The sequence below is a fragment of the Corynebacterium zhongnanshanii genome (genome assembly GCF_014490575.1).
GTDB lineage: Bacteria > Actinomycetota > Actinomycetes > Mycobacteriales > Mycobacteriaceae > Corynebacterium > Corynebacterium zhongnanshanii.
In genome coordinates this window covers 1,080,457-1,100,817 of the sequence record NZ_CP061033.1, presented here as the reverse complement: position 1 = coordinate 1,100,817, position 20,361 = coordinate 1,080,457, and the positions used below count along the sequence as shown (strand labels likewise).

Annotated in this window: 19 protein-coding genes and 6 tRNA genes; 18 read left to right on the top strand and 7 right to left on the bottom strand. The window is 61.1% G+C overall.

Features of this window, described 5'->3' with window-relative positions:
• Positions 1 to 4: 4 nt before the first annotated feature.
• Together IAU67_RS04975 and ppgK are read right to left on the bottom strand one after the other, a co-directional pair.
• A complete protein-coding gene (locus tag IAU67_RS04975; RefSeq protein WP_370451969.1) occupies positions 5 to 1,504 on the bottom strand; it encodes an RNA polymerase sigma factor in 1,500 nt (499 codons plus the stop codon).
• Positions 1,505 to 1,643: 139 nt separating this feature from the next.
• Positions 1,644 to 2,408, bottom strand: a complete 765-nt coding sequence (gene ppgK, locus IAU67_RS04970; protein WP_151841618.1) for a polyphosphate--glucose phosphotransferase — start codon at positions 2,406 to 2,408, stop codon at positions 1,644 to 1,646.
• A 46-nt stretch (positions 2,409 to 2,454) separates the two neighbouring features.
• Between ppgK and IAU67_RS04965 the strand changes: the two genes are divergently transcribed.
• Both IAU67_RS04965 and IAU67_RS04960 read left to right on the top strand, forming a co-directional pair.
• A complete protein-coding gene (locus tag IAU67_RS04965; protein ID WP_151841617.1) occupies positions 2,455 to 3,486 on the top strand; it encodes an inositol monophosphatase family protein in 1,032 nt (343 codons plus the stop codon).
• Between the two features lie 142 nt (positions 3,487 to 3,628).
• Complete coding sequence (locus IAU67_RS04960; protein ID WP_151841616.1) at positions 3,629 to 3,925, top strand: DUF4193 domain-containing protein; 297 nt, start codon at positions 3,629 to 3,631, stop codon at positions 3,923 to 3,925.
• Between the two features lie 33 nt (positions 3,926 to 3,958).
• Here the strand turns inward: IAU67_RS04960 and IAU67_RS04955 are convergent, their stop codons facing one another.
• Complete coding sequence (locus IAU67_RS04955; protein WP_151841615.1) at positions 3,959 to 4,465, bottom strand: DUF3093 domain-containing protein; 507 nt, start codon at positions 4,463 to 4,465, stop codon at positions 3,959 to 3,961.
• A 158-nt stretch (positions 4,466 to 4,623) separates the two neighbouring features.
• Between IAU67_RS04955 and dut the strand changes: the two genes are divergently transcribed.
• The 5 genes from dut to dxs all read left to right on the top strand — a co-directional run bounded on the left by dut (position 4,624) and on the right by dxs (position 9,968).
• Positions 4,624 to 5,073 (top strand): dUTP diphosphatase, encoded by a 450-nt coding sequence (dut, locus tag IAU67_RS04950; protein WP_151841614.1) that lies wholly within the window; start codon positions 4,624 to 4,626, stop codon positions 5,071 to 5,073.
• A 3-nt stretch (positions 5,074 to 5,076) separates the two neighbouring features.
• Entirely contained in the window at positions 5,077 to 5,814 is a 738-nt protein-coding gene (locus IAU67_RS04945) for a DUF3710 domain-containing protein (RefSeq protein ID WP_151841613.1), read from the top strand.
• Positions 5,815 to 5,867: 53 nt separating this feature from the next.
• Positions 5,868 to 6,506 carry a DUF3159 domain-containing protein gene (locus IAU67_RS04940; protein ID WP_151842385.1) on the top strand — a complete coding sequence of 213 codons (639 nt, stop codon included), beginning with the start codon at positions 5,868 to 5,870 and terminating at the stop codon, positions 6,504 to 6,506.
• The gene (locus IAU67_RS04935; RefSeq protein WP_225723443.1) at positions 6,503 to 7,906 is read left to right on the top strand and encodes a class I SAM-dependent RNA methyltransferase; all 1,404 of its coding nucleotides are present in this window, start codon (positions 6,503 to 6,505) and stop codon (positions 7,904 to 7,906) included. The genes IAU67_RS04940 and IAU67_RS04935 overlap by 4 nt, the downstream gene beginning before the upstream one ends.
• Before the next feature lie 139 nt (positions 7,907 to 8,045).
• Positions 8,046 to 9,968: a 1-deoxy-D-xylulose-5-phosphate synthase gene (gene dxs / locus IAU67_RS04930; RefSeq protein WP_151841612.1), complete on the top strand. Its 1,923-nt coding sequence runs from the start codon at positions 8,046 to 8,048 to the stop codon at positions 9,966 to 9,968.
• Here the strand turns inward: dxs and IAU67_RS04925 are convergent.
• On the bottom strand, positions 9,965 to 10,567 hold the full coding sequence (locus IAU67_RS04925; protein ID WP_231699733.1) for a DUF3000 domain-containing protein: 603 nt from the start codon (positions 10,565 to 10,567) through the stop codon (positions 9,965 to 9,967). The two genes, dxs and IAU67_RS04925, sit on opposite strands and share 4 nt — an antisense overlap.
• Before the next feature lie 171 nt (positions 10,568 to 10,738).
• Between IAU67_RS04925 and hemE the strand changes: the two genes are divergently transcribed.
• Together hemE and IAU67_RS04915 are read left to right on the top strand one after the other, a co-directional pair.
• On the top strand, positions 10,739 to 11,866 hold the full coding sequence (hemE, locus tag IAU67_RS04920) for a uroporphyrinogen decarboxylase (protein ID WP_151841610.1): 1,128 nt from the start codon (positions 10,739 to 10,741) through the stop codon (positions 11,864 to 11,866).
• Positions 11,863 to 13,266 carry an FAD-dependent oxidoreductase gene (locus IAU67_RS04915; protein ID WP_151841609.1) on the top strand — a complete coding sequence of 468 codons (1,404 nt, stop codon included), beginning with the start codon at positions 11,863 to 11,865 and terminating at the stop codon, positions 13,264 to 13,266. Before hemE ends, IAU67_RS04915 begins: the two co-directional genes overlap by 4 nt.
• On the opposite strand, the gene msrB is transcribed toward IAU67_RS04915, so the two are convergent.
• The 3 genes from msrB to IAU67_RS04900 all read right to left on the bottom strand — a co-directional run bounded on the left by msrB (position 13,263) and on the right by IAU67_RS04900 (position 15,204).
• The gene (gene msrB, locus IAU67_RS04910; protein WP_151841608.1) at positions 13,263 to 13,688 is read right to left on the bottom strand and encodes a peptide-methionine (R)-S-oxide reductase MsrB; all 426 of its coding nucleotides are present in this window, start codon (positions 13,686 to 13,688) and stop codon (positions 13,263 to 13,265) included. The genes IAU67_RS04915 and msrB overlap by 4 nt on opposite strands.
• Positions 13,689 to 13,723: 35 nt before the next feature.
• A complete protein-coding gene (locus tag IAU67_RS04905; RefSeq protein ID WP_151841607.1) occupies positions 13,724 to 15,013 on the bottom strand; it encodes a glycosyltransferase family 87 protein in 1,290 nt (429 codons plus the stop codon).
• A 119-nt stretch (positions 15,014 to 15,132) separates the two neighbouring features.
• A tRNA-Val gene (locus tag IAU67_RS04900) sits at positions 15,133 to 15,204 on the bottom strand.
• Positions 15,205 to 15,397: 193 nt separating this feature from the next.
• Here IAU67_RS04900 and IAU67_RS04895 point away from each other — a divergent pair.
• The 9 genes from IAU67_RS04895 to thrS all read left to right on the top strand — a co-directional run bounded on the left by IAU67_RS04895 (position 15,398) and on the right by thrS (position 20,358).
• Positions 15,398 to 15,470: transfer RNA gene (locus IAU67_RS04895), tRNA-Gly, on the top strand.
• 23 nt (positions 15,471 to 15,493) lie between these two features.
• Positions 15,494 to 15,568, top strand: a tRNA-Val gene (locus IAU67_RS04890).
• A 36-nt stretch (positions 15,569 to 15,604) separates the two neighbouring features.
• Positions 15,605 to 15,677, top strand: a tRNA-Gly gene (locus IAU67_RS04885).
• 53 nt (positions 15,678 to 15,730) lie between these two features.
• A tRNA-Cys gene (locus tag IAU67_RS04880) sits at positions 15,731 to 15,802 on the top strand.
• 55 nt (positions 15,803 to 15,857) lie between these two features.
• Positions 15,858 to 15,933, top strand: a tRNA-Gly gene (locus tag IAU67_RS04875).
• Between the two features lie 184 nt (positions 15,934 to 16,117).
• Positions 16,118 to 16,663, top strand: coding sequence for a copper resistance CopC family protein (locus IAU67_RS04870; protein WP_225723442.1), 546 nt, complete (start codon positions 16,118 to 16,120; stop codon positions 16,661 to 16,663).
• Positions 16,664 to 16,678: 15 nt separating this feature from the next.
• Entirely contained in the window at positions 16,679 to 17,008 is a 330-nt protein-coding gene (locus IAU67_RS04865; protein WP_151841606.1) for a hypothetical protein, read from the top strand.
• A gap of 30 nt (positions 17,009 to 17,038) precedes the next feature.
• A complete protein-coding gene (locus IAU67_RS04860; protein WP_151841605.1) occupies positions 17,039 to 18,235 on the top strand; it encodes a Dyp-type peroxidase in 1,197 nt (398 codons plus the stop codon).
• A gap of 125 nt (positions 18,236 to 18,360) precedes the next feature.
• Positions 18,361 to 20,358: a threonine--tRNA ligase gene (gene thrS, locus IAU67_RS04855; RefSeq protein ID WP_151842382.1), complete on the top strand. Its 1,998-nt coding sequence runs from the start codon at positions 18,361 to 18,363 to the stop codon at positions 20,356 to 20,358.
• Positions 20,359 to 20,361 lie beyond the last annotated feature (3 nt).

The following is a 20,361-nucleotide window of genomic DNA, read 5'->3' as shown; positions in this document are numbered from 1 at the left end:
GCTGCTAGTCCAGGTAGTCGCGCAGCACCTGGGAGCGCGACGGGTGGCGCAGCTTGGACATGGTCTTGGACTCGATCTGGCGGATACGCTCGCGCGTTACGCCGTAGACCTGACCGATTTCATCCAACGTCCGTGGCATGCCGTCGGTCAGACCGAAACGTAGCTTTACGACGCCGGCCTCACGCTCCGACAGCGTGTGAAGGACATCCTGCAGCTGATCCTGGAGGAGGGTGAAGGATACCGCGTCCACAGCCACCACGGCCTCGGAGTCTTCGATGAAGTCACCTAGCTGAGAATCGCCTTCGTCGCCGATGGTCTGGTCCAGAGAGATCGGTTCACGGGCGTACTGCTGGATCTCCATCACCTTATCCACGGTGATGTCCATCTCGCGCGCCAATTCCTCTGGGGTAGGCTCGCGGCCGAGGTCCTGGAGAAGCTCACGCTGGATACGTCCCAGCTTGTTGATGACCTCCACCATGTGGACTGGAATACGAATCGTGCGGGCCTGGTCAGCCATCGCGCGGGTGATGGCCTGACGGATCCACCACGTGGCGTACGTGGAGAACTTGTAGCCCTTGACATAGTCGAACTTCTCCACCGCGCGGATCAGGCCCAGGTTGCCTTCCTGGATCAGATCCAGGAAGGCCATGCCGCGGCCCGTGTAGCGCTTAGCCAGGGATACCACCAGACGAAGGTTGGCTTCCAACAGGTGGTTCTTGGCGCGCCGACCATCGCGCTCGATTTCTCGAAGGTCACGACGGCTCATCGGGGAGAGCTTTTCGCCGGACTCCTTAATCTGGTCCATCCGGTGACGGGCGTACAGGCCGGCCTCGATGCGCTTGGCCAGGGACACCTCCTGCTCCGCGTTCAGCAGAGCCACCTTACCGATTTGCTTCAGGTAGGCGCGCACACTGTCCGCAGACGCCGTGAGCTCGGCATCCTTGCGGGCCTGGCGGAGTGCTGCGGACTCGTCTTCGTCCCAGACGAAGCTACCGTCGTTGTCGTCCTCCTCGGACTCCTCGTCCTCATCGGAATCTTCGTCGGAGAGGTCATCGTCTAGATCATCCTCAAGCCCATCGTCGAGGTCGTCATCCAGATCGTCATCAAGGTCCCCGTCCAGGTCCGGATCCAGATCATCGTCGAGATCTGGGGCGAGGTCGTCCTTGATGTCCTCATTCACGCCCTCGGTGGTCGAGGTGGTCAGCACATCCTCGTCGTCGGTCTTCGCCGCTGCGCGGCCCCTGGCTGCGGTCTTCTTCGCTCCGGTCTTTTTGGCCGTGGTCTTCTTCGCCGCAGTCTTCTTGGTGGCCTTGCGCGTAGTCTTCTTCGCGGTCTTTTTCGCCGCTGTCTTCCTAGCTGCCGTCTTTTTCGCAGCCGTTTTCTTGGCTGCCGTCTTCTTGGACGTCTTTCGAGCAGTCTTCTTGGCAACGGTGCCCGTAGACGAGTCCTGTTGGGTCTCGTCGGATGAGTTCTTCTCTGCCACAGAAGCCCTTTCTCTTAATATAAATGCAGTGTGTGGGCGTTATTTGATGAACGACCGCCTATTATAACGTATGTGTAAAGAATTAGCTTCCCACACCGCCTGTCTGGGGACTGCGGTGGTGACGCTCTCACTCACGTTCGGCCGAGCGTCCATGGCCGCTTTAGGGCTGAATGCCATCCCGTACTGCGATAGCAGCCCCGATTATACCCGCTTGGTTGCGCAGCTGCGCTGCCACGACGGGTTGCTCCACGGTGATGTGCTGTGACCACTTATCGAACTTCCGGGACACACCCCCGCCAATGATGAAGCGATCGGGGCTAAACAGAGCGGAATAACGGTGAAGGACCTGGTCTACCCGGCGGCCCCACTCCTTGTAGCTCAAGTCCTCACGCTCGCGGACTGCAGAGCTCGCCCATTTCTCCGCCTCCGTGTCTCCGAAAGGCAGGTGGCCCAGCTCGGTGTTCGGAAAGAGCGTGCCGTTGTATAGCATGGCCGAACCAATGCCTGTGCCCAGTGTGAGGAGGAGCACCGCCCCACGTTTCGCCTCCTCATCGCCAAGCTCTACCTCTGCGATACCGGCGGCGTCGGCATCGTTCAACACGCTCACAGCGCGACCATCCAGGTGATGGGAGAACAACGCGAGGACATCGGTGCCGATCCAGGATGAGTCGATGTTCGCCGCCGAGCGGGCAATGTGACCGCGGACCACAGCGGGCACTGTAATGCCGACGGGGCCGTCCCACCCGGCCATATCGACGAGCGTGCGCACGACCCCCGCCACTGCGTCGGGAGTTGCTGGTTGAGGGGTTTTAATCTTGAAGCGATCACTGACCAGTTCCCCCGTGGAAAGGTCCACAATGGCACCTTTGATGCCGGAACCGCCGATGTCTACTCCAAAACCGTGATGGGGGTTGTTTTCTGCCATGCCTGCGATCGTACCGTTTTTCGATGTTTCTAGGCATGATGGAGGCATGCGATTTTTCCAGACCGTGAAAGACCTCAATTCCGATCTTCGCCCTGTATCCGATAAACATATTCTGCTGACTCAGAAAAACACTGATCACGCTGTCTATGAACGTTTAAAGGAGTGCGGGGTGGACGCCGCGCATCTGGCTGATGTTGCCCGTGACGTGGCCGCAGAAGCTGCGCGCTTGGTGGAGCAGCGTCGGACAGAACTCGCGCCCGACGGGGGAGGAGTGCGGGCCGCAGCCACGAAGAGCTCTGAGGTGGATCCCGTGACGGTGGTGGACCGCGAATCGGAGACGTTCATTCGCCAGCGTCTGAACGAACGCGCGCCAGGAAGCGCAATCTTGGGGGAAGAGGAGGGTGCGAGCCCCTCCGGCAACGAGCAGGGCTCGGAGAACGCAGGCTATGCGGACGTGCTGTGGGTGGTGGATCCCATCGACGGAACAGTGAACTTTATGTACGGAGTGCCCGCCTATGCCGTCAGCGTGGCGGCAACCTACGACGGCATCCCTGTGGCCGGAGCGATCGCCGACGTCTGTGCAGGCACGGTGTACTCCACGGCCATGGGCGCCAGCGTGATCATCAGCCCCATTGAGGGAGATGGCGAGGCAACGACTACAGCGGATTCGGTCACTACCGTGCCCCAGCCTGGCGACCCCGCCGACCTTCGCACGGCCCTCATCGCCACTGGATTCGCCTACGACGCAGGACGGCGGGCGTCGCAGGCGAAATTGCTCACCCAGGTACTCCCGAAAGTACGTGATATTCGTCGCATTGGCTCGGCTGCGCTGGACCTGGTGAGGGTTGCCACGGGCGAGGTGGATGGCTATTACGAACATGGCCTGGGACCTTGGGATCACGCAGCGGGTAGCCTCATTGCAGCTCGTGCAGGTGCCCAGGTCACGATGCCGCTGTTGAGCGTGGAGAGCAGGGAAGGGGCACCGATCTGTGCGGCGCGGACAAGCATCGCTGACGAGCTGCTCAACCTGGTATGGACGGAGGCTCCGGGGGGAGTTTTACACCCGCTGGAAAAGTAATATGCATGGCGGGGTCGACAACGCGTTGATCGTCATTTATTATCCGCCTTCGAGACAAGGAAATACCCACACACTGTGAGCCCATTGTGACGAATAACGCTGCCTGATCGCAGCGGGGCCATAACACCGAGGAGGATCCGACGTGGCGACTGATTATGACGCACCGCGCCGCCGTGCGGAAGACGATATCGAGACTGACTCCCTCGAGGGTCTGAAGGCGGCAGAAAAGGCGGAGCCGGCTGTGTCTGACACCGATGATGGCGAAATCGTTGAACCATTTGACGTGCCCATGGCAGACCTGTCCGGGGAAGAGCTGTCCGGCGAAGTGATCCCACGCCAGAGCGACGAGTTCACCTGCTCCGTGTGCTTCATGGTGCAGCACCGCAGCCGGATTGCTGAGTCCGACGGCGACGAGTTCGTCTGCCGCGACTGCGCCTAAGAAAGAGACAACGAGCCCGGCGCCATCGACGAGCTAGTAGACCGGGCGTCCCAGCGCATCGACGAGCGCCTGGGGCTCCTTGGTGGAAATGAGCCAGTAGGGGGTGGGGTCGTCGGCGTCGTCCAACACGAACATGGCCATCGTGGGGATCCATGGCTTGTGCACCACAAACGCAGCAGGATCCAGCTGGCGCCCCATGGCCGCCTGCTTTGCGGTGGGTGGGATGACCAGCGACCGGCTCACCACGCTGGCGGGAAGTTGGGCGTCCCCTGCATGCAACCAGATTTCCCCGTCGCTTTCCCGGATAACGGAAATGGTGGTGCGGGAAAACTTCAGCAAGAGCCACAGGGCTAACGCGCCGAACACCACAGCGCAGGCAATGGCGGCCCAGATCTCACGCTGCATTTGAGCCTGATAAGAAATCAACGCCACCACGCCCGTGGCGCCAAGCCACCAGGTGAAAGGAACGGGCTGGCGCTCTGAATACAGTATCTGCTGTGCCCTCGAGGGGGATGGAGATACGGATTCATCCTGTGCCACGGTGTTCCTCAATTCTTATCGCTGGGCGTGAGAAGAATAACGCTCACAGTTTACCCCGTGATACCGCGGAGGTGTTAGCCCACACTGTCTTGCCTGTGGGCAGTTGAGTCTCACGTCCGCATGTTCCGTGTAGGGCGAACCTTGTAGAGTGAAACACTATGACTGAAAAGCTCAGAATTGTCCGCCTGGACAAAGACCTGCCTCTTCCGCGACGCGCGCATCCCACGGATGCGGGCATCGATCTGTATAGCGCAAAGGACGTTATCATCGAACCGGGGAGGCGAGTGCTGGTCGGAACGGGTATTGCCCTGGGCCTGGAGCCGGGAACCGTGGGCTTGATCCACCCCCGCAGCGGACTGGCCCTGAAACACGGCTTGTCCATCGTGAATACTCCGGGCACGATCGACGCCGACTATCGCGGCGAAGTGAAGGTCTGCCTGATCAACCTGGATCAGGAAGAATCCGTCTCGATTCAGCGCGGTGACCGCATTGCGCAGTTGGTTGTGCAGCACGTCGTGCTGTGCGAGGTGGACGAAGCGGACAGCGTGGAGGACCTCGGAGCCACGGAGCGTGGCGACGGTGGATACGGCTCGACAGGAAGGAATTAATCAATGTTTGGACGTAAAAAGAAGCGCGAGAACGAACAACCGCAGCAGAGCGAACAGCCGGCAGTGGACGCTGCAGCGACGCCTGGCACGGCGGAGACGCCTGCGGAGCCTGTATTCGACCCCATCAACGGAGACTTCGGCCCGTTCGATGCCGACTCGGTGGACTACCGTGCCTTCGACTTTTCTGACTTTGCCAAGGGCGGGCTGGACCTGGGCTCCGTTCTGGTGCCAGTTCCTCACGAGGCCGAAGTTCAGGTGGAGATGAATGAGCAAGGCCCCCAGATGATCCACGTGGTGACCCCGTTTGGGCGAGTAACGCCCGTCGCCTTTGCCGCCCCTCGCAACGGCGACCTGTGGTCCGAAGCCGTCGAGGAGATCATCCAGGGCATGACCAACGACGGCATGACCGTCAGCCAGGAGGAAGGCCCGTGGGGTCCGGAAGTGGTCGCGGACGCAGGCAACGGAACGATGCGTGTGATAGGTGCGAATGGTCCGCGCTGGATGTTCCGCCTCACTCTGGCAGGCCCCACGGATCGCGCGGCAGAGCTTGCTGAACTGGCCCGCGGCATTATCAGCAGGACCTTTGTCCGCCGCGGACAGGACCCCATTCCGGCTGGTAACTCCCTGCCCATCCAGATGCCAGAGGCCATGGCAGAGGAGCTGGCCAAGCACATGCAGGAGCGCGCACAGAACGCAGAAGCCGCACAGAATCCCACGCACGAGGGGCCCAGCGACCAGTGACTGACTCACGCACCCCGGTAACACCCCGGGAAGAGGGCACCCTCTTAGAACAGATGGGTGGACTCTCTGGACTGGTCTCCTCCACGCTCCCAGTCCTGGTCTTGGTGCCCATCAACTCTCGTTGGGGGCTCACCCCGGCTCTGCTCGCCGCTGTGGGCGTGGCCTTGGCGATCTTCGTGTGGCGGCTAGTCCGCAAGGAAAATCTTCAGCCGGCCATCTCAGGATTTCTGGGAGTGGCGCTGTGCGCCGTCATCGCGTGGATCATGGGAGACGCGAAGGGCTATTTCGCCTACGGCATTTGGTACTCCCTGGTTGCCGGCATTGTCTTCACTGTGTCTGTGCTGGTGCGGTGGCCGATGGTGGGCGTGATCTGGCGCGGTATCAATGGCGAGGACCAGCGTTGGCGCACCAATAGGGGCGCCGTGAAAGCCTTTTCTCTGGCGACCCTCGCCTGGGCTGTGGTGTTCTTCGCCCGCTTCGGCGTACAGCAGTGGCTGTACGCCCAGGACAACACAGACGCCCTGGGTGTTGCGCGCATCGCGATGGGCTGGCCGCTGACGGTCATCGTTGTGCTCATCACGGTCTTCGCCGTCCGTGCGGCGAATCAGGCTGAGGGCAAGCACAAGCCTGCCACCGCCGAGGTTGAGAACCGTGCCGCTGAGAACCACCCAGAGGAAAGTGACCTGCCGTGATCGATCCTATGGTGAACGCTTCACAGGACACACTCGTGGTGGACACGGATAATCCCGCCCATGGAGGGACGACCGTGGCACGCCACAACGGCCAGGTCATCTTCGTGGCAGGCGCCCTACCTGGCGAGCGCGGGGTGCGGGTGGAACTGGACCCGCAGTCCACGAAGAAGTCCTTCCGCACCGGCCATGCGGTATCCATCGAGCACCAAAGCCCGCACCGCGTGGCACATCGCTGCGAGGCCGCCGCACGCGGCGCCGGCTGCTGTGACCTGGACATTGTGGATTCTCTAGGCTCCCTGGAGTTCAAAACGCGGGTGGTCCGCGACCAACTGGAACGCATCGGGCGCCTGGATGTCGCGAGCCTCGAGAACGCAGGTCGCTGGCATAGTACTGCGCTGCACCCCTCGACGGGATGGCGCAAAAAGGTGCGCTTGGGCGTCGATCGGGAAGGGCGAATAGGCACCCGCGTACGGGGCAGCAGAGACATCATCCCGCTGGCGGAGGCTGTGTGCGCGCAACTTCACCCGACGTTGGTGACAGGATTGGCGGATCAGCTGGAGCGTCTGCAGGCTGCGGAGACGTTCACCCCGGGTGCGGATCTGGTGGTCGCGGTGGGGGATGACGCCACCGAAGATACTGCCGCGCCGTCACGCTCCATCATCGAAGTATCCGACGCCCAGCGCACGAACCCCCGGCGCCAGGCACGCACGAAGCGCCGTGGATCGCGCGGTCGTCATCGCTCGCGTGTTGCGGCAACCCGCCGGGTCCTTGAGGGGCCTGAGAGCATTGAACGCCGCGTGCGCGTGGGTTCTGAAGAACTGGTGTGGGACATTCCCGGAGACAGTTTTTGGCAGGGGCATGAGAACGCTACCCAGTATTATGCCGACTGGATTGCGCGTCACATTCCGCGCGTGGATGGCTCCAGCGGAATTGAGACCGCGGTGGCCTGGGATCTCTATGGAGGTGCCGGGGTGTTTGGGGCGGTGTTGAGCGACATCGTTCCGTGCGGCGTGGTTGAGGTGGTCGATATCGCGTCTGCGGCCACGCGCAGCGGAGAACAGGCCTTGGGGCGCCTCGTCGCGGACGGTAGGGTGCGCTTCACCCCGGGTGATGTCGCAACGGTCGTGCCGACGTTGTGCGGCGCCGATGTAGACCACGAGCTTGTGGCCGCGGTACTGGATCCGCCGCGTGGCGGTGCCGGGGCACGGGTCATCGAGGCTATTGCCGCGGCGCATCCTCGCCACGTGGTGCACATTGGCTGCGACCCGGCCACAGCCGCACGAGACCTCCGAGCCTGGGAGGAACAAGGATATGAGGTACGCGACCTTGAGGTTGTGGATGCTTTTGCCTTGACCCATCATGTGGAGCAGTTGGCCTACCTCACGCCGAAAGTCACGTAACGCGCCCAAGGGATTGACGCCCTCTGAGCCCCCTGGCCAGGACGTTGGCACACTGCAGCGCGGAGCCAACTAGAATGGCGTTCATACTAGTCACAACTGCACGAGACATTTACCCAAAGAATGGAGACGAACCATCAGCATGGGCATTCTGGACAGCATCAATTCACCAGCAGACCTGAAGCGACTTTCTGCTGACCAGTTGGACGAGCTCGCAGCTGAGATTCGCACGTTCTTGATTCACAAAGTCTCCGCCACGGGTGGGCACTTGGGGCCGAATCTCGGTGTGGTGGAATTGACGATCGCCATGCACCGTGTGTTTGATTCGCCCACGGACCCGCTGATTTTCGATACCGGCCACCAGAGCTATGTGCATAAGATTCTGACGGGCCGGCGGGACCTGTTCGACACGCTGCGCCAGAAGGATGGCCTGTCCGGCTACCCCGAGCGCAGCGAGTCACCGCACGACTGGACGGAATCCTCCCACGCGTCGGCCGCTCTGTCCTATGCGGATGGCCTGGCCAAGGCGTTTGAGCAGACGGGCCAAACCCATCGCCACGTGGTGGCTCTGGTCGGCGATGGCGCGCTCACGGGTGGCATGTGTTGGGAGGCATTGAACAATATTGCCGCCGCTCGAGACCGCAACGTGGTGATCATCGTCAACGATAATGGCCGTTCCTACTCGCCCACGATCGGTGGCCTTGCGGAGAACCTGGCCGCACTGCGCTTGCAGCCTGTGTACGACAAGGTCATGGACGGCGGGAAGAATGCGCTGGGACGCATGGGCTGGATTGGCGAGCGCACGTTCCAGGTCATGCATGGTCTGAAGGCCGGGGTGCGCCACAGCGTGTTGCCCACGGAGATGTTCCCTGACCTGGGCCTGAAATACATCGGCCCGGTGGATGGGCACGACAACCGCCAGGTGGAGAATGCCCTGCGCTATGCAAAGGACTACGGCGGACCCGTCATCGTCCACACGGTGACCCAGAAGGGCAAGGGCTTCGATCCGGCCGAGAAGAATGAGGCGGATCAGATGCACGCCACGGGCGTGATTGACCCTGTGACCGGCAAGTCGATCGGCACCAAGGAGGAGGGCGCGCGGTCGTGGACCAACGTGTTTTCCTCGAAGCTGATAGACCTGGCCGGCAAGGATGATTCCCTGGTGGCGATCACCGCGGCGATGGCGGGTCCTACGGGCTTGGCGCATTTCGCTGAGCACTACCCGAACAGAACCTATGACGTGGGCATTGCTGAGCAGCACGCGATGACGTCGGCTGCCGGTTTGGCGCTGGGTGGCATGCATCCTGTGGTTGCCGTGTATTCCACGTTCCTCAACCGTGCCTTCGATCAGATGCTCATGGATGTGGCTCTACTCAAGCTGGGTGTGACAATCGTCCTGGACCGTGCGGGCGTGACCGGCTCCGACGGGCCGAGCCACAATGGCATGTGGGACATGTCGATTGCCAGCATCGTGCCGGGGATTCGCATTGCGGCGCCGCGCGACGGCCAGCGGCTGGAGGAGGCGCTGGAGCGCTGCACGGCGATCCATGACGCCCCGACCGTGGTGCGTTTCCCGAAGGGCAATATCCCGCTGCCCCTGGAGGCTGTGGAGTCCACGCAGGATTACGACGTGTTGTATCGTTCCGATGCTGCCGATCATACAAAGACCGACGCCCACGGCGCGCGTCCAAAAGTGGTCGTGGTCAACTACGGCGCCTTGACCCCGCAGGCTTGTGCTGCAGCTCATGCTGCTGAGGACGCCGGATGGGACGCTGAGGTGATCGACCCGACGTGGGTGATTCCCGTGGCAGACGGGATCGTGGACGCCCTGCGGGGTGCGGATCTGGTGGTCACGGTCGAGGACAACGGCATCCAGTCCGGTGCCGGTGCACACCTGAGCACGGTGCTGAATCAGGCGGGTGTGGACGTCCCGGTTCGCCACATTGCGATACCGCAGGAGTTCCTGTCCCACGCGTCGCGCACCGAGGTGCTGGATGAGATTGGAATGTCGGTGGAGAAGGTCACGCAGCGCGTGGCTGCGTGGGTAGAGGCGCTGAGTTCTTAAGCCGTCGTGGTTCCGAAGCTTAAGCGGGATACCCCTTCGGGAGGAAGTCCTGCCACATTGGCCAGCACCTGGGCAAACGCCTGAACGTGGGCCGCGAGGTCAGTTCCAGTGGCAGTCCAGCTTGCACGCATCTCCAACTGGAATGCTCGCGGGGGACCGCCGATGTCGCCGTACCGCACGGAGGCGGTGGTAGTGACGGTTCCACCCAGGTCTGAGAACTCGCATTCTGGGGAATCTAGTTCTTCGGTCAGCCAATCCCACGCCACGTCGGGCAGGAGGGGATCGGAGGCCACGGTGGCATCCATATCGGCCTGGATGTAAGCCACCATGCGCATTTTGGGAGAGGTGGGGTCCGATCCAGCACCGGTGTCTCCCGCCCACTGGTCTTCGCTCTGGGGGTCGTGAAGGAGGATGAGACGGCCGAAGGCGTCGCCACCGGTGGCCTCGTCAGGGGAGGAAAACTCGGGCACGAAGCCGGATTCGTCACTGAAGCTGTTGCGGACGACTTCCAGGCCAATTGCATAACTCAAGGGAGCGAGATTCCGAGGGGGGCGAATGTCACCGAGGCTGATGCCGGAGCGAACCTGCGCTTGCGACATGGAGCGGATCGCATCCTCGAAGTACTGCGGGGTATCGGTCTCTTGATTCACAAGGTCTAAACCTAGCCTTTAGGGTTGCCGAGTCTCTGGAGGCGCGCCGTGCGTGGTCCATTAACCCCAAACAGTCCTGGCAAATGGGGCTTGTAGGAACCGGCTGGCATAATAGTGCTCATGACAGAATTCGCGCCCTTTGCCCATGATCTTGACGGGGCAGCGGCGGCCCGCCGCGCCGCTCATGACGCCCCTCTTCTGGCCGCTGTGCGGGGTGAGAAACCCTCGCGTCGGCCGGTGTGGATGATGCGACAAGCTGGGCGTTCCCTTCCTGAATACCGGGAGATTCGTGCCAACATCGGGATGTTGGACTCCTGCTTCCAGCCAGGCATTTTGGCGGAGATTACTCTGCAGCCAGTGCGCCGTCACGATGCAGATGCGGCCATCCTCTTTTCGGACATCGTGGTGCCGTTGAAGGCCGCCGGCGTGGACTTGGACATCGTTCCCGGACGCGGCCCCGTGGTGGAGAACCCGGTGCGCACACTGGACGCTGTGAACGCCCTGCCCACCGTGGAGCGGGAGCAGCTGTCTGTCCTGGCGGAGGGCATCGGAGGGGTGCTGGAGGGGCTGCGTCCCGACCAGGTGCTCATCGGTTTTGCAGGCGCGCCGTTCACCCTGGCTTCCTACCTCGTGGAGGGAGGACCCTCGAAGAACCACGAGACCACGAAGTCACTGATGTACTCGCAGCCCGAGGTGTGGCACGCCCTGATGCGCCAGCTCACGCCGACGATCATTCGCTTTCTCCAGGTCCAGATTGAATCCGGCGTGGATGCGATACAGCTGTTTGATTCCTGGGCTGGCTACCTCTCAGCCGCCGACTACCGCGAGTTCGTGCAGCCCTATTCCCAACAGATTTTCGATGCAGTGCGCCCCTATGGAATTCCGATGTTCCACTTTGGTGTGGGAACCGGTGAGCTGCTGGCGGATATGGCGCTGGCCGGCCCCGACGTTGTGGGCGTGGATTGGCGTGTGCCTCTCGATACTGCTGCGAAGCGGATCAACGACGCCGTCGTCGCAGCAGGGGGAGTGAGCGGTTCCAAGGCCCTTCAAGGAAACCTGGATCCGGCGGTGCTGTGTGCGTCACAGGATGCCGTGGCGTCCCATATCCGTCGGATCTGTAGGGAGGCCGACGCAGCCATCGACGCGGGCCATGCCCGCGGTCACGTTTTCAATCTGGGCCACGGCGTGCTGCCGCACACGGACCCGGACGCCATCACTCGAGCTTTTGAGGAGGTTCACCAACTGTGAACACCAACGTTGGCCGCAACACACCGCGGGTAGCTGTCATCGGCGGTGGTATCGCCGGACTTACCGCAGCGTACGAACTGCGCAAGCAATTGGGCCCGGATGCCCGCATTCTCATCGTGGAGGCCTACGACCGCCTGGGCGGCAAGCTCAAGACGGTGAACTTCAGCACCGGACCGGTTGATATGGGTGCTGAGGCCTATCTGGGATTCCGGCAGGATTTCACCGCACTGCTCGAGGAACTGGGGCTGGGCGACGCACTGCGCACCCCATCTGGTTTGCCCAGCGGCCTCTTTGTCGAAGGCGCTCTGGTGGATGCGCCCAAGGATACTGTCATGGGTATCCCGGCCTCCGGCGATGCCGTGCGGCAGGTGCTGGGAGAGCAGGCAGCTCAACGCATCGATGCGGAACGCACCGGTGAGGCCATGACGTGGACGCCTGGGCAGGATACGACCGTCGGTCAGTTGGTGGAGGCGCGGCTGGGACGTGCCGTGGTGGATCAGCTTGTCTCGCCGATGCTCGGTGGAGTGTATTCTTGCTCCGCCGATGATCTCAGCGTCCGGGCAACCGTGCCGCAAGTCGCTGCTGAGCTCGACCGATGGGGCGAGAAGAACTCCCCGTTCTACCTCGTCGATGTGATCGACGCGATCCTGGACAAGCGTCGTCAAGCACCTGCCAGCGGCCCTGTGTTCCGCAGCATTGACGGCGGATACGCGGCCGTAGTGGATGCGCTCATCGACGCGGCCAAGCCTGAAATCCTCTACAACGCGGGCGTGGAATCGCTCAGCCGAACATCGCGCGGATGGTACGTGGAACCCATCGGGGAGTTCGACGCCGCCGTCGTCGCCACGCCAGCACCCACCGCCGGCGTGCTGGTGAAGGATGTTGCTCCTGTTGCCTCCGACGCCTTGGCCTCCGTGGAGCTGGCCTCATCCGTGGTGGTCGGCATGCGTTTGGCGTCGGATCACGGCATCCCGCAGCGCTCCGGAGTGCTGCTCGGGGAGCATGCGCCTACGGAAGCGAAGGCCTTTACCTTTAGCTCCCGCAAGTGGCCGCACCTGAATGTGGAAGGTGGATCGATCGTCCGCGCCTCCTTCGGTACTCTCCAGCAGCCGTGGTACCTCGAAGCCGATGACCGTGCCCTGCTGTCCTATGCCGTGGACGATCTGGAAAAGGTCACGGGTGAGCGCAAACAGCCCCAGGAGTTCTTCGTGCAACGCTGGTGGGGCGGCTTGCCGTGCTACGGCGTGGGGCACATGGAGCGTATGGGCCAGGCCCTCAACGATGTTGAGGGCGTGGCCGGGCTCGCGTTGGCTGGTGCTGCCTATCAGGGTGTGGGCGTTCCCGCGACGGCTCAGTCCGGTGTTGCCGCAGCGCGCAAGATTGTTCAGGACCTGTCTTAAGCCTCTGTATCCAGGGTGAGGCAAATGCTGTTGATGCAGTAACGCAGGTCGGTCGGAGTGTCGTAGCCCTCGCCGGCAAAGACGTGTCCCAGGTGGCTATGGCACTGCGCGCAGAGCACCTCGGTGCGGACCATGCCCAGGGACCTGTCCTCGCGGGTGAGGACGGCGTCGGAGTCTTTAGGGTCGAAGAAGCTCGGCCAACCACAGTGAGAATGAAACTTCTCGGTGGAGCGGAAGAGTTCGGCGTTGCACGCCCGGCAACGGTACACTCCGTGCGTGGTGGTGTCCGTGTACTCGCCGGTGAAGGGGGCCTCTGTGCCGGCTTGGCGCAAAACGGCGTACTCGTCGGGGGAGAGGCGGCTACGCCACTGCTCGTCGGAGAGGGATCGGAAATCAACTGGGTCAAAATCAGCGATGGACATTCTGGTGCTCCTCTATGCAGGGGGATTGGGGGTGGCTAGTTCTCGTCTTGGTAAGAACGAGGATACGGCTGTCGCGAGGGTTTGTGCACCTGCGTGGAGGGGGAAGGCTTTGTCCAGGGCTTTTCTTTCACCGTCCAGACCACAATCATGGTGGTGGCCGAAAGCATGATAAGCGCCCAACCGATAGTCCCCCGCACATTTTCCATGGTGTATCCGAACCATTCAAATTCCTCGGACTTCCAGCTATCTAAGGTGAGGCAAAAATACATGCCCAGCCACGTCATCGGATTATGCATCACCGAGCGGCGCAAAAGAATAGTGAAAAACATGGGCAGGGCTAGCATGGTGTAATACATCTGCCCCAGAGAGCTGAGGAGGAACACTCCGATCAAAATGAGGGACGTGGTGGTTGTGGCCCAAAAAAGCTCTTCGGTGTGCCTCCATTGAAGCAAGAGGAACAGAGCGGTTCCGACCACCAGAGCGCCAAAAATACGCCAGAACCAGGTCATACCTTCGGACCAGCCAAAGTACGCCGCCATGCCCGTGATGGAATTATTGGCATAATCTCTGGTTTCTGCCAGATAAGGCATGAGCTTGGTGAAAAAGTCCTCGGGCGAGGTCATCATTGGCCACGCTGCCAGATTCAATGACAGCGGTATTCCTACGGCAGGAACAAATGTTGCCCATTGTTTTTTGAATAGTGGCAACACTAACAGTGGCGCAAACTGAGGTTTAATGGTGATGGCGAGACCCAGTGCAATGCCGCCAAGCCAGGGGTGTCTGCGTAGTAATCCCCAGAGAAACACGACCTCCAAAAACAGCAGTAAACCGTTAATATTGGAAAACGCCAACGTATTTTGAAGGGACTCTGTGTTAAAGAGAAGCCACACACTACCCGGAAAAACAGGGCTGCTTAGTGGCAGATCAAAGAGTTTCGTGAGAAGCCCACAGGCACAGACCACCGCTATGGCGTTCAGCACAATGTACGCCATGCGGCTGGCGTCTTGTTCCGGCAGCCACGCCAATGGGCTGAGCAGCAGGGTAGCCCCCGGCGAATACAGGTAGTGGGGATCAACCTGCCAATATTGCTCGTTGTAGACCGGGATGCCCTCACGGAAACGGTACAAGGCGCTGATGACCGTGGTGAAGTCGTCGGTCTCCGGGCCGTTAAAGGGCGTGACAAACGTCTTGTGAATAAAGGCGATGAGGGCAAGCGGCCAGAGCGCAAGCGATGCTATCTGGGCGAGCGTTGATCCGTGGGCCAGCGGGACGCGTGGAGGCACGCGACGGCGCTTCGTCGGGACTTTAAGGGCGTGGGCAGACATCGGCTACAGCTTAATAGTTGTGGTGACCGTCCATACAACGCCACGCTGTGCGTGCCCAACAATCTTGACTAACACTTGACTAACACAAGAAAAACCTCCCTGATCAGGGAGGTTATCTGTGGTTCCAACTGGGATCGAACCAGCGACCTTTCCGGTGTGAACGGAACGCTCTCCCGCTGAGCTATGGAACCGTGTAAGCCAGGTGCTCGCGCTCTTGGCTGCGTAATGAATCTAGCATGACTATAACCATAAGTACCAAATTGGCACCCCTACCTGGCGATTTGTAAATTACAGCGTTGGCAGATAGGCTCTTATCTCGCAACTTAAAGTGCAAAGCTTCAGATACAAATCACCTGATTCTTTCCACAGTACGTTAAGTTGCTTGCGGATGTAGCGCAGTTGGTAGCGCATCACCTTGCCAAGGTGAGGGTCGCGAGTTCGAGTCTCGTCATCCGCTCCCATCACACCCCTGTGATGCATGCGCGCTTAGCTCAGCGGGAGAGCGCTTCCCTGACACGGAAGAGGTCACTGGTTCGATCCCAGTAGTGCGCACCAGCCAGAAGATTCACTGGCTTTAACAAAAAGAATCATGCGGATGTAGCGCAGTTGGTAGCGCATCACCTTGCCAAGGTGAGGGTCGCGAGTTCGAGTCTCGTCATCCGCTCACGTTCATTGTTCGATGGACTGATACATGTCAGGCTTGCGAAAGTCGACAGCGGTGGAATGGCTGAGTGGCTTAGGCAACGGTCTGCAAAACCGTGTACACGGGTTCGATTCCCGTTTCCACCTCACACAACTGAAACAGAAACACTAAGACGTTTTTGAATTGGTTGGCGTACCCCATGCGGATGTAGCGCAGTTGGTAGCGCATCACCTTGCCAAGGTGAGGGTCGCGAGTTCGAGTCTCGTCATCCGCTCCACACACCGGGATGGTTATCCATCCCGGTTTTTCTCTGCCTTCACCACTGCATTCATGGTGTGTTGAAGATCACGGAACCTTTCAGCCGCCCAGCCCGACTACTTGAATAACGTGGCATGTGGATCGCACCCGAGCATGAGCATTCCATCCCGGGGCACAAGAAACAGAAAGGCTTACTGGCGACTATGAAGAAGCGCAGCATTACACTGGCACTCAGCACAATCACTACCGCTGGACTGTTGGGAATGGGGCCAGCGTTCGCACACGACTCCGTGGTGAGCTCCAACCCCAGCGCCAATAGCCACGTCACCAAACTGCCTGACACGCTGGAGCTGACCTTCTCCGGCGAGCCGCAGGATGGGTTCAACACCATCGCCCTGTCCAGGAACGGTCAGGTGCTCACCCAGGGTGAACCCACTAGCGATGGTCGTGTCTTGTCGCTGCCTCTCGGTAATGACGTCTCCGAGGAGCCCGGCACCTACACGGTGGGCTATCAGATCACCAGCTCGGATGGACACGCCACCCGAGGCAGCTTCGAGTTCACGCTCGACTCCAAGGATTCCAGCGGCTCCGATGCCGCATCTGAGACCGAGGCTGCCAAGGAGGGGGAGATTTCGGGGGACACCACGCGTGGCGTGCCTACCTGGTTGCTGCCTGTGGGCGGTATCGTCGTCATTGGAGCCGCGCTTATCATGGCTATTGCGCGTTGGCGCGGACTGAAAGACGACTAAACCAGGAGACTATCCGTGAAGAACACCCGCACTGCTGCACTTGCCGCTCTCGCCCTGACCGGCGCTCTCACCCTGTCCGCTTGCACCCCTCCCCACCAGAATGACTCGACGAGCCAGAAGCCGGACACGGCAACCGAGGGTCCAGCTATGCCGTCCATTGACCCGGCTCAGGAGGCACGGTCCACCTCGAGCGCAGAGGCAACCGCCACCGCGCCTGCTGACGAGGCAGCTGAGGCAGAGGCCGGAGCCCAGGACGCCACCAGCATGGAGAACCAAAAGCTGGAGAGCTCCACCAACCTTGGTAACACCGGAAGCCAGTCCACTTCCGGTCAGTACCTCCAGTAACACTGACCAACAAGGAGGCCCACACCTGTAATGAATGACCACCGAATTTCTCGACGAGGATTTTTTGCAGGGGTGGGCCTTGCTGGTGCCGCCACCGTGCTGGCCTCCTGCCAGGAGGACACCCACGCCCAGAGCAAGCGCACCGCCGGGCAACAGGTTGACAGCAACGAACCGATCGCCTTCGATGGCCCCTACCAAGCCGGCATCGAGACACCTCCGCAGTCCAACGCCATCCTCATCGCCTATAACCTAACCAAAAAAGACGCACCGGTTGCTGATCTGAAGAAGGACCTGCGGCGCCTGCTGAAGGTCTGGACGCAAGACGCGCGCACATTGTGTGCTGGGGGAGAGCCCCTGGCTGACCTCGAGCACGATATGAACGAGCCCGGTGCCCGTTTGACCATCACCTTCGGCCTGTCACCGGAGCTTCTCGCGGCGTTAGGCTTGGCGTCGGATTCAAAAATTCCAACGTGGGTGCCCAAGTACGTGGACGGCATCCCCTCATTTCCCACGGATCAGCTACAGAAGCAATGGGTGGGCGGGGACATCATCCTGCAGATCTGCGGCGACAACCTCACCAGTGTGTCCCACGCCGCACGGCATCTCACCCGCGCAGGCGCCCACTACTGCACACCCCATTGGACCCAACGCGGATTCCTGGACGCCCCCGACGGTCACACTCCCCGCAACCTGCTGGGATTCAAGGACGGCACGGCCCAACCGCGAAATCAGGACGACTACGACCACAACATCTGGGACGAATTCGGCGGCACGGCCATGGTGGTGCGCCGCGTGGTATTCGACATCCCCGGCTGGGAGAAACTCAGCAGGAGCGACCGCGAAACCGCCTTCGGCAGGCACGTCGACACGGGCGCGCCGCTCGGGGGTAGCGACGAGTTCGAGGACGTGGATCTATCTAAAACCGACGCCACCGGCCTGCCTGTCATCGACCCGAAGAGTCACGTGGGCATCGCAGCCGGGCTGGGCACGACCATGCGTCGGCGTGCATTTAACTGGGACAACGATGTCACACTGGATGCCGAATCAGGGCTCATATTCATCTGCTTCCAGAACGACCCGGATCACGCCTTCACCCCGCTGCAGCGCAAGCTGGCGGCCAACGACCGCATGAACACGTGGATGACGCACATCGGTTCCGCGGTGTTTTGGATAGTTCCTGGCACCGATGCCGAGTCCTACTGGGGAGAATCGCTCCTGGCAGAGTAGACTAGTTGGGTCAATGGCTGTCACCAGGTATGTGACCGCCTTCTCAAGTTGCTTAAAGGAGCACGAAGACCGTGAGTCAACCCGTTTCTTTCCTCGTACCCGCTGGAGAATCAGCAGGTAGTGCCATGCGCCCACTGGAGCTTCCCAACAAGGGAGCCGACGCCATCGTGTGCGTAAAGGACCCAGAGGGTAACCTGCGCGATTTGGCGTGGACCCCAGCACAGGACACTGAGGTCACCGCAGTGCCAGCCTTCACCGAGGAAGGCCGCTCCGTCATTCGCCACTCCACGGCTCACGTGCTCGCCCAGGCTGTGCAAAAAGAGTTCCCAGGAACGAAGCTCGGCATCGGACCGGCGATCGAGAATGGGTTCTACTACGACTTCGATGTGAAGGAGCCCTTCACGCCAGAGGACCTGCAGCGCATCGAAAAGACGATGAAGAAGATCATCAAGTCCGGGCAGAAGTTCGAGCGCAAGGCCTATGACTCCATCGAGGACGCGCGCGGCGAGTACCAGGAAGAGCCCTACAAGATGGAGCTCATCGACGACAAGGGCAACGTAGACCCCAACTCCGATGAGGCCACCGAGGTAGGGGCGGGGGAGCTCACGGCGTACTCGAACATCAACCCCCGCACCGGCGAGGTGGAATGGTACGACCTGTGCCGCGGCCCCCACGTGCCCACCACCCGGTACATCCCGGCCTTCGCCATCACCCGCAGCTCCGCCGCATATTGGCGCGGCGACCAGGACAATGCCGGACTGCAGCGCATTTACGGTACGGCATGGGAAACGAAGGAGGCGCTGGAGGAATACCAGGCGCTGCTGGAGGAAGCGGAAAAGCGTGACCACCGCCGCCTGGGCGCAGAGCTGGACCTCTTCAGCTTCCCCGACGAGATCGGCTCCGGCTTCCCGGTCTTCCACCCGAAGGGCGGCATCATCCGCCTGGAGATGGAGGAGCACTCCCGCCGCCGCCACATCGAGTCCGGCTACTCCTTCGTGAACACCCCGCACATCACCAAGGGCGAGCTGTTCGAGAAGTCCGGCCACCTGGACTTCTACAAGGAGGGCATGTTCCCTCCGTTGCAGTTGGACGCGGAGTACGACGACGAGGGCAACGTCACCAAGCCAGGCGCGGACTACTACGCCAAGCCGATGAACTGCCCGATGCACAACCTGATTTTCGCATCCCGCGGCCGCTCCTATCGTGAGCTTCCCTTGCGCTTGTTCGAGTTCGGTACGGTATACCGCTACGAGAAGTCCGGCGTGATCCATGGACTGACTCGCGCACGCGGCTTCACCCAGGATGACGCGCACATTTACTGCACCGAAGACCAGCTGGAGCAGGAGCTGACGACGGTTCTGGACTTCATCATCTCCCTGCTGCGCGACTACGGGCTGACCGACTTCTACCTGGAGCTGTCCACGAAGGACCCGAAGAAGTTCGTGGGCTCCGACGAGATTTGGGAGCGGTCCACGGAGATTCTGCAGCGTGTGGCCACCAACTCCGGACTGGAGCTGGTGCCGGATCCTGCCGGCGCTGCCTTTTATGGTCCGAAGATTTCCGTGCAGGCGCGGGACGCCATCGGCCGTACGTGGCAGATGTCCACGGTGCAGTTGGACTTCAACCTGCCTGAGCGTTTCAACCTCGAGTACACGGCACCGGATGGCTCCAAGCAGCGTCCGATCATGATCCACCGCGCCCTGTTCGGCTCCATCGAGCGTTTCTTCGGTGTGCTCCTGGAGCACTACGCGGGCGCATTCCCAGCATGGCTGGCTCCTCACCAGGTCATGGGCATCCCCGTGGCTGACGATTTCAACGGATACCTGGAGGACGTGGCCACGCAGCTGCGTGCGCAGGGCATCCGCGCCGAGGTGGATACCAGCGATGACCGCATGCAAAAAAAGATCCGCAATCACACCACCAGCAGGATTCCGTTCATGTTGCTGGTCGGCGGACGCGATGTGGAGGCAGGCGCTGTGTCCTTCCGTTTCATCGACGGAACTCAGGTCAACGGCGTGCCGAAGGACAAGGCCGTGGAGATGATCGTTCGCTGGGTGGCGTCCCGTCGTAACGAACAGCCCACGAAGGACAACGTGGAGAGCGTTTTGGAGGAACTGGCGTAATCC

Coding starts and splice junctions, on each gene's coding strand:
- IAU67_RS04945 (WP_151841613.1), top strand. CDS start 5,077: ATGTTTGGACGTAAAAAGAAGCGCGAGAACGAACAACCGCAGCAGAGC.
- thrS (WP_151842382.1), top strand. CDS start 18,361: ATGCGCCCACTGGAGCTTCCCAACAAGGGAGCCGACGCCATCGTGTGC.
- msrB (WP_151841608.1), bottom strand. CDS start 13,688: ATGTCCATCGCTGATTTTGACCCAGTTGATTTCCGATCCCTCTCCGAC.
- IAU67_RS04860 (WP_151841605.1), top strand. CDS start 17,039: ATGAATGACCACCGAATTTCTCGACGAGGATTTTTTGCAGGGGTGGGC.
- IAU67_RS04965 (WP_151841617.1), top strand. CDS start 2,455: ATGCGATTTTTCCAGACCGTGAAAGACCTCAATTCCGATCTTCGCCCT.
- dxs (WP_151841612.1), top strand. CDS start 8,046: ATGGGCATTCTGGACAGCATCAATTCACCAGCAGACCTGAAGCGACTT.
- IAU67_RS04870 (WP_225723442.1), top strand. CDS start 16,118: ATGAAGAAGCGCAGCATTACACTGGCACTCAGCACAATCACTACCGCT.
- ppgK (WP_151841618.1), bottom strand. CDS start 2,408: ATGGCAGAAAACAACCCCCATCACGGTTTTGGAGTAGACATCGGCGGT.
- IAU67_RS04925 (WP_231699733.1), bottom strand. CDS start 10,567: ATGTCGCAAGCGCAGGTTCGCTCCGGCATCAGCCTCGGTGACATTCGC.
- IAU67_RS04940 (WP_151842385.1), top strand. CDS start 5,868: ATGGGTGGACTCTCTGGACTGGTCTCCTCCACGCTCCCAGTCCTGGTC.
- dut (WP_151841614.1), top strand. CDS start 4,624: ATGACTGAAAAGCTCAGAATTGTCCGCCTGGACAAAGACCTGCCTCTT.
- IAU67_RS04905 (WP_151841607.1), bottom strand. CDS start 15,013: ATGTCTGCCCACGCCCTTAAAGTCCCGACGAAGCGCCGTCGCGTGCCT.
- hemE (WP_151841610.1), top strand. CDS start 10,739: ATGACAGAATTCGCGCCCTTTGCCCATGATCTTGACGGGGCAGCGGCG.